Source organism: Oligella ureolytica DSM 18253 (genome assembly GCF_000373745.1).
GTDB lineage: Bacteria > Pseudomonadota > Gammaproteobacteria > Burkholderiales > Burkholderiaceae_B > Oligella > Oligella ureolytica.
Genome location: NZ_KB892343.1, coordinates 1 through 5,780 on the forward strand (window position 1 = coordinate 1; position 5,780 = coordinate 5,780).

Consider the following 5,780-nt stretch of genomic DNA (forward strand, 5'->3'; position numbering starts at 1 on the left):
CCCCCCTTTCACCAAGCTCGGCAATCCACTCCGCACGAGTTTTACCGGGTTCGTCTGTTGGCCCAGTTTGCCCACCGGGCCGATAGCGCGGCGTCTCTCGAATGAGATACCCCGTTGCGGTCTGCTTGAGAATTTCATTCTCAATGTCAGCCAATCGCGCTGTTCCAACGGCGTGCTTTACGGCTGTATCAATAAGCTCGCGCTCGTCTATAACAGCTTGGCGTTCAGTTAAATGATTAACTGCATAACGCACCGCTCGCTTTGCAGCCTCGCTGGTAGCATACTCTGCTGGCGTGGCAACTCGCCCTTTTTGCTCATGCCCTACCCACTCGCGACTACCAAAATCAATACCAACTTCTTTTGCTCGGTCTTGCCATTCTTTATGTAACTCGGCACGTTCAGCAGAAACCTTTTTGCTGCGGCTTTGCATTGTCGCAAGCTGTTTTTCTTCTGTAGTCGCTGTTTCGCGTGTAAGCCCTTTCTCGGCCAAGAGTTCTTCAACTTGGGCGCTACGCTGGCTAAATGCAGCAATCTGTTCACGACTAATATGAGCCAGCTCAAACATACCGTCTCGTTCATGACGAACTTGATAGCCCAAGTTTTGCAACTCATGGGCCAACTCTGCTCGATAAACTGCACCAAGATATTTGGTTGCTTTAACTATCTCGTCATTTTTCAAAGCTCGCCACTGGCCGTCGCTACGTTTGCTCATATTGAGAATAACGGCATGCGTGTGAAGCTGCGGGTCACGCTCTCGGCTTGTCTCATGACGGAACTTACCAATTACCAAATTTCCAGTCGTTTCAATTCGCGTTTTACCGTCTACTTTCTGCCGAACCTGCGCACGGGCTTCTGCTTCTTCCAAAGCCCGCGCAACCGCTCTATCATGCGCCTTGATTATCTCCGCATCACCAGCAATCAACGCTTGTAACGATACGCTTTTAGGTGCGGAAAATGTTAGGTCAATTCCTATCCGGTCTTTAGTGCCTTCTCTGTTCCCCATCCGCATGATTCTCTGGCCGTCACCAATCTGTCCGGCCAAAAGCTCTCGAAAACGCTTATCATCTACTTCGCCGGTTAATCCCAGCTCATCAGCTCCACGCCCTTGCCATGCGCTCGCCTCTCCCTCATTAGCGTAGTAATCATCCGCACCATCACCATAATAAGCTGCAACATCACCAATGCTCTGCCGTGTCAAAACCTTATGAGTTAGCATTAGATTCCCCCCTCAATAAAGGCCGGTTGCCTGTCTACAAATTTTTTAATCTTCAACGGAACCTTCGCTATTGGTCGATCACCAGCAAAAGCTATATAAGCAGTTAAATCAGGTAAATTAGCAATCTCGGCTGGCATAACCACCCGTTCTCGCACACGTTCAAGAGCACGCCCTGTACTGTGATGCCTACCAGTATTCTTACTGTGACGGTCGCGTTCAACTTCATGTTCCCCCAAGCTCAAACTCATATCCTCGTTTGTTTTCGGGTCTGTCCGCGAACCACCTAGTACAACAAGCGAACGAAAACTTGCACGAAGGGTCTGCGCTTCTTTCACGCCATACACATCATCAAGCTGTGAGGTCGATTGAAGTCCAGCCACAACACGAAGTCCTGCTTTACGGCCCTTAGTAAGCGCATCTGCCAAACTCGCCAGCTTTTCCAGCGAAGCCAGCTCGTCAATAAACAACCACAACCGGCGCTTTGAATCCTCCGGCAATGAAAGAATAGAGGTACAAACAACATCAACCCATGCGGAAATCAAAGGTCGCAATGCTGGCCCCATGTCCTCACGCCATGTAATAAATAGGTTCCCTCCATTTGGATCTTCTAACCAACTCCGAATACTGAAATCACCATCTGGCATCGTTACATGCTCTGGCAACTTATCCGAAAGAACAAAACGCGCCGAAGTCAAAGCCTTGCTTGCTTCATTCGACCCGGCAAACAACGATTCAGCTAAAGTACCCTCTAAAAACGCACGAAGATCATCAAACGTGGCTATGGTCGTCCAATGAAACAATTCACGCATAGACGGCGTTCCAATAAGCGATAATTTCTTTGCTGTTTCTCGCAAAAGCAATCGGCCATAACTGGCCCATTCTTCGGCTTCATCGGTTTTACCGCGTGGAACAACCGACAACGCATAACGCTGCCAGTCATAATCATTTCTGATTTCATTAAAGAATGACCAGCCTTGTGTACGTTGGTCGTAGGGGTTCAAAACAATATCTTTATCCCTCCCAAACTTCGACAACATATCGCCATTTGGGTCAACAATTACCATACGATCACCACGCAAAAGACCGGTATATGCAAGCTCTCGAAGCAGTACCGATTTACCCGTACCCGTTGCTCCATTTACCAATAAATGACGTGGTTCTGCATCGTGCGGCATTGGCACTCCGGCAACCGTCACTTGCTTACTCTTATCCTTTGTCATTCTTTTGAGTTTTCCAGCACTAACAATACGAGTTCCGCGTAAAAATCGCTTGAATGGTGCGCCTCCAAATTCTCCTTGCCCGACACTATTTAATAGCCATGCAAATAGGACACCAACAGCCAAACCACCAAGTGCCGAAAACAATAAAATTGGCTTTTGTGGCGTGACTTTAATTAGCTCCCAAAGTGCCAATAGTTTTGGTGAACCAAGCACTTCTGTTTTCTGCACAGCAGTAATCCAAAAAACAAATGGCAACGCAATAATTATCCCTGCGTTGACCTTTCTTTGATCGTCTGGGTGCATTTAATCCTCCTTTATGTCTGGTGTCCAAACACTAATACCAAGGCGTTTCATTTCTCCATTTACCGGCTTCATGCGTTCCGGCCCAGCAATAGCACGCAATAGCAAAAGTATTTCAATTTGAACCGGATTAGCTGCCTGCTCGGTGTCGCTGGTTCGTAGACCGCTATCGGCCAAGTCCTCCACCATATGATGCAAGCTCGCCACATCACGACGAAGGGCAGCCAGCTCACCTTGAACGTCGTTCTCACTCTCCAATAGCTCACGCAAGTAGGTTGCGAGCCGTTTGCCCTTGCGAGCGGCTTCATCCTCCAAAATTAGCTGCTTTTCGGGGCTTAGCCTGACTTGAATCGGGTCACCTAGTGCCATACTATCTCCTGTAGTGTTTCCGTAGTGTTTATATACTAGCATTTACAATGGTTTGCGCCAATACTGTAGTGGTCAAACACTACAATAGTTTTTCCTTGTTTTTTGAAAGTCATTGAAAATCAATGACTTACAAGCGCCGAAAGGTGCGTATGGTGTATAGCCATTTTAAGGGCTATCGGATGGCTTTAAGGGCCATCCGTGAGGGTCAATACTTGCCTCAATGCGTTTACGCATTGAGTTGTAATGCAGCTATATTGCAGAAGAAATGCAGATATAATGCAACAATGATGCAAAAATAATGTAAAAGAGGGCTTGCAAAGATGAAATAATGCAGGTATGATGCAATAACAATGCAGTAATGAAGCAGTTATGAAACAGTTATGATGCACAAAATACATTTAATTAACAGGAGGGCAGCAAGTGGATGAAACAGACGCCCTAAAAGAACGAATAGAGCGTATTCGACCAAGAGCAACGCTTGCCGCAAAACTTCGGGATTTGATGCCTGAGATTGATCGGCAGGTACGCGCAGGTGTTCAACATGACGATATTATTGAAACGCTGAATGCCAATGGACTAGATGTAAACCTGAATACGTTTCGTAGTTACCTTTACCGCTATCGAAAAAAAATTCGTGCAGCGGAAAGACAACCGGAACCGAAACAAGCGACACAAAAGGCGGACGGCAATTCGCCTGTCGTTAGCGAAGGAACCGGCGAAGAATCGCCTGTGTTCGATTCTGATTCTCTGGCTGACGCATTAGATGCTAGAAAACAAGACGAATTAGGCGAAAAATACTTGAGTCGTCACCGACCCATTTTTTCTAAACGGAGTGAAAATAAATGAAAGTAGCTGTTATCAATTTCTCGGGTAATGTTGGCAAATCAACTGTAGCGCAGCACCTGCTTGCACCTCGTATGCCAAATGCAGAATTTGTTGCTGTTGAATCTATCAATGCTGACGAAGGTACTGGCGAGGTAGTTCGCGGTAAACAGTTTGGTCAATTGCAAGAGCAATTACTAATGGTAGACGAAGCGGTTATCGACATTGGCGCGTCCAACGTTGAGGACTTTGTAAAGCTCATGCAGCAGTACCGTGGTTCACACGAGGACTTTGATTATTTCATCGTGCCCGCTGTGAAGGAAAGCAAACAAATTAAAGACACCATTGCAACCATTAATGCGCTTTCAAAAATGGGCGTACCAGCAAAGAAAATTCGTGTAGTCTTTAATAAACTCGAAGCTGATGAAACGGTAGAAGAAGCGTTTTACCCACTGTTTGCATACCATGAGGACAGCAAAGCCTTTACGATTAAACCAAAGGCAGCCATTCAATTTAGCGAGCTGTACCATAAGCTACGCTCTTATAGGCTGACTATTGAGCAACTTTTGGCTGATGAAACGGATTACAAGGTGAAGCTGCGCGAAGCAAAAGACCCGGAAGAAAAGGCACACGCCGCCGCAATGATTTCAATGCGACGCCTTGCCGTTTCTGCTAAAGAAAACCTTGATGCGGTGTACGCCGCTATCTCCAAATAACGGGGGTAAGTTATGGCTGGCCCGCAAACAACAAGAGAAGCACTAATTGCCGAATTGCTCGGTGATGTGGGTGTACTGCTTGAGAAAACCGACGAACTGCGGGCCTCCTTCCCCGCTGCCGCTGACGAAGCGGCAGCGAAGGTGAAGGCGGCAGGCAACCGGGCCGCTGATGATGTGGCAATGGCTGCTTCACAAGTGACCCGCGATCTGGCGGCGCATAATGAAAAACTGCTTGCTGGCGTCCAGCAGGCAGCTAGAGAAGCACAAGCAGCGGCAAAGGTAGTAGATAGGTCTGCCCGACGTTTCGCGCTCCTAGCGACTGCTATAGGGCTTGCAGCAGGCATTATTGGCGGCGTTCTGGCTGGCGTTGCTTTGTCGGGTTACTTCTTCGGCGTTTAAATCATTCTCATTAAAGCGTCTGGGGGGCGCTTAGGCAATAAGAAAGGCCGCTTTTGCGGCCTTTCTCTGTAATGAAGCGCGGATTCTTCATGTATCAATATTCATGAGGCAACATGGCTACTGTATGCGAACGTTCGGCGTCTGTCACGATCAGCACACGCACACCATGCGGGTGATACACCGAAATAATGGTATCCCTTGCTTTCAAAGCGTTGTCGTTGGCTTCGCGCTGTAATTCGTCCACGCCTCCCCAGTCACCGGAAACATGACGATCTATCAACGGCCCTAAATCTATATGCTTGTGCTTGCATAATTCCAACACTCCGATAGTTGCCAGCATTTGGCCCAAACGAAATTTGCGTTTCATAGCTTTGACTCCTGCGTCAATTAGGCCGGGCGGTTGCCGCCAGTTCCGGCCTTGGTTAGTTTAAAATTACCCTGCTTTAATGATGCAAAGGTAATGCTATTATGATGCAAAACGCTATACTTGTCAATAGCTGTCAACACTTATTTTCAAAATAAATTGCTTGCATCCAAACGCTTTTTCGGGCTGCTTTGATTTCTGATTGAGGGAGCGGGGGGCGGCCAAAGGCCGACGAATAGGCGCTTTAGCGCCTTTCTTTGGTGGTTAATAGTTCCGCCAATAGGCGGCACATTTTTATAGATCGGAGCAAAAACTAGGTTCTTCTGGTCTGCTCGTCATTCGTCAATCGGTCGCGGTAAGCCCGGTTTGCCTGT

Annotated in this window: 7 protein-coding genes; 3 read left to right on the forward strand and 4 right to left on the reverse strand. The window is 47.5% G+C overall.

All coding sequences use genetic code 11. The features are described from left to right. The 3 genes from mobF to B092_RS0111725 all read right to left on the reverse strand — a co-directional run. A partial coding sequence (gene mobF, locus B092_RS0111715) for a MobF family relaxase (RefSeq protein WP_018575420.1) occupies positions 1-1,216 on the reverse strand: 1,216 nt, incomplete at its 3' end. Next, positions 1,216-2,739, reverse strand: coding sequence for a type IV secretion system DNA-binding domain-containing protein (locus B092_RS0111720; protein WP_018575421.1), 1,524 nt, complete (start codon positions 2,737-2,739; stop codon positions 1,216-1,218). The genes B092_RS0111720 and mobF, both read right to left, overlap by 1 nt. Next, positions 2,740-3,105 carry a hypothetical protein gene (locus tag B092_RS0111725; protein ID WP_018575422.1) on the reverse strand — a complete coding sequence of 122 codons (366 nt, stop codon included), beginning with the start codon at positions 3,103-3,105 and terminating at the stop codon, positions 2,740-2,742. Positions 3,106-3,525: 420 nt separating this feature from the next. Here B092_RS0111725 and B092_RS0111730 point away from each other — a divergent pair, with 420 nt between their 5' ends. From B092_RS0111730 to B092_RS0111740, 3 genes are read left to right on the forward strand one after another with little or no spacing between them, the layout of a single operon-like run. Next, entirely contained in the window at positions 3,526-3,951 is a 426-nt protein-coding gene (locus B092_RS0111730) for a hypothetical protein (protein WP_018575423.1), read from the forward strand. Beyond that, positions 3,948-4,643, forward strand: a complete 696-nt coding sequence (gene stbB / locus B092_RS0111735) for a StbB family protein (protein WP_018575424.1) — start codon at positions 3,948-3,950, stop codon at positions 4,641-4,643. The genes B092_RS0111730 and stbB overlap by 4 nt, the downstream gene beginning before the upstream one ends. Before the next feature lie 12 nt (positions 4,644-4,655). Beyond that, complete coding sequence (locus tag B092_RS0111740) at positions 4,656-5,042, forward strand: hypothetical protein (RefSeq protein WP_018575425.1); 387 nt, start codon at positions 4,656-4,658, stop codon at positions 5,040-5,042. Positions 5,043-5,136: 94 nt separating this feature from the next. Here B092_RS0111740 and B092_RS0111745 read toward each other — a convergent pair whose 3' ends face one another. Beyond that, positions 5,137-5,409 carry a hypothetical protein gene (locus tag B092_RS0111745; RefSeq protein ID WP_018575426.1) on the reverse strand — a complete coding sequence of 91 codons (273 nt, stop codon included), beginning with the start codon at positions 5,407-5,409 and terminating at the stop codon, positions 5,137-5,139. Positions 5,410-5,780: the final 371 nt, after the last annotated feature.

Coding starts and splice junctions, on each gene's coding strand:
- B092_RS0111720 (WP_018575421.1), bottom strand. CDS start 2,739: ATGCACCCAGACGATCAAAGAAAGGTCAACGCAGGGATAATTATTGCG.
- B092_RS0111725 (WP_018575422.1), bottom strand. CDS start 3,105: ATGGCACTAGGTGACCCGATTCAAGTCAGGCTAAGCCCCGAAAAGCAG.
- stbB (WP_018575424.1), top strand. CDS start 3,948: ATGAAAGTAGCTGTTATCAATTTCTCGGGTAATGTTGGCAAATCAACT.
- B092_RS0111740 (WP_018575425.1), top strand. CDS start 4,656: ATGGCTGGCCCGCAAACAACAAGAGAAGCACTAATTGCCGAATTGCTC.
- B092_RS0111745 (WP_018575426.1), bottom strand. CDS start 5,409: ATGAAACGCAAATTTCGTTTGGGCCAAATGCTGGCAACTATCGGAGTG.